Consider the following 1253-nt stretch of genomic DNA (forward strand, 5'->3'; position numbering starts at 1 on the left):
ATCCTGTCTTCCCGATTCATGGCGGTGTAGCTCAGCTGGCTAGAGCGTCCGGTTCATACCCGGGAGGTCGGGGGTTCGATCCCCTTCGCCGCTATAATGATCTTGTTGGACCTTTAGCTCAGCTGGTTAGAGCTCTCGGCTCATAACCGAGTGGTCGTAGGTTCAAGTCCTACAAGGTCCATTTGAATATCATGGAGGATTACCCAAGTCCGGCTGAAGGGAACGGTCTTGAAAACCGTCAGGCGTGTAAAAGCGTGCGTGGGTTCGAATCCCACATCCTCCTTTTTTATTAACGCGGGATGGAGCAGCTCGGTAGCTCGTCGGGCTCATAACCCGAAGGTCGTAGGTTCAAATCCTGCTCCCGCAATAAGGCTCGGTAGCTCAGTTGGTAGAGCAATGGATTGAAGCTCCATGTGTCGGCGGTTCGATTCCGTCTCGCGCCATTTTTACTTATAGTATGTATGCGGGTGTAGTTTAGTGGTAAAACTACAGCCTTCCAAGCTGTTGTCGCGAGTTCGATTCTCGTCACCCGCTTTGAACTTTGTTCAAATTACCAAGTTTTTAACTTGGGCGCGTAGCTCAGGTGGTTAGAGCGCACGCCTGATAAGCGTGAGGTCGGTGGTTCGAGTCCACTCGTGCCCATTAATTGGAGAATTACTCAAGAGGCTGAAGAGGACGGTTTGCTAAATCGTTAGGTCGGGTAACTGGCGCAAGGGTTCGAATCCCTTATTCTCCGTTTGAATGAGAGTTTATAACTCTCTTTTTTCTTGCTTCTTTGTTAACTGTAGTGGGTTGAAGAAAAGCTAAGCTCGAGAAAGGACACATTTCGTCCTTTCTTTTTTGATATTCAGAGCGATAAAAATCCGTTTTTTGAAGTTTTCAAAGTTCCGAAAACCAAAGGCATTGCGCTTGATAAGTTTGATGAGATTATTGGTTGCTTCCAGTTTGGCGTTGGAATAGGGTAGTTGAAGGGCGTTGACAATCTTCTCTTTTTCCTTGAGAAAGGTTTTAAAGACAGTCTGAAAAAGAGGATGAACCTGCTTTAGATTGTCCTCAATGAGCCCGAAAAATTTCTCCGGCTCCTTATTCTGAAAGTGAAAAAGCAAGAGCTGATAGAGCTGATAGTGATGTTTCAAGTTTTCTGAATAGCTCAAAAGCTTGTCTAGAATCTCTTTATTGGTTAAGTGCATACGAAAAGTAGGGCGATAAAATCGTTTATCACTCAGTTTACGGCTATCCTGTTGAATGAGTTT

1 protein-coding gene and 8 tRNA genes are annotated in these 1253 nt (G+C 45.5%); 8 read left to right on the top strand and 1 reads right to left on the bottom strand.

The window, feature by feature from the left end; translation table 11 throughout:
* The first annotated feature begins 20 nt into the window (after positions 1-20).
* From HT731_RS09230 to HT731_RS09265, 8 genes are all read left to right on the top strand, one after another.
* Positions 21-94 (top strand) — tRNA-Met (locus HT731_RS09230).
* Between the two features lie 13 nt (positions 95-107).
* Positions 108-181: transfer RNA gene (locus HT731_RS09235), tRNA-Ile, on the top strand.
* Between the two features lie 12 nt (positions 182-193).
* A tRNA-Ser gene (locus tag HT731_RS09240) sits at positions 194-283 on the top strand.
* Positions 284-293: 10 nt separating this feature from the next.
* Positions 294-367: transfer RNA gene (locus HT731_RS09245), tRNA-Met, on the top strand.
* Positions 368-370: 3 nt separating this feature from the next.
* Positions 371-443, top strand: a tRNA-Phe gene (locus tag HT731_RS09250).
* A 20-nt stretch (positions 444-463) separates the two neighbouring features.
* Positions 464-534, top strand: a tRNA-Gly gene (locus HT731_RS09255).
* A gap of 34 nt (positions 535-568) precedes the next feature.
* Positions 569-642 (top strand) — tRNA-Ile (locus HT731_RS09260).
* Positions 643-648: 6 nt separating this feature from the next.
* Positions 649-736: transfer RNA gene (locus HT731_RS09265), tRNA-Ser, on the top strand.
* A gap of 67 nt (positions 737-803) precedes the next feature.
* Here HT731_RS09265 and HT731_RS09270 read toward each other — a convergent pair.
* On the bottom strand, positions 804-1253 hold a 450-nt coding region (locus tag HT731_RS09270), incomplete at its 5' end, for a transposase (RefSeq protein ID WP_173278639.1).

Source organism: Streptococcus sp. k-163, from assembly GCF_013277555.1.
Taxonomy (GTDB): Bacteria; Bacillota; Bacilli; order Lactobacillales; family Streptococcaceae; genus Streptococcus.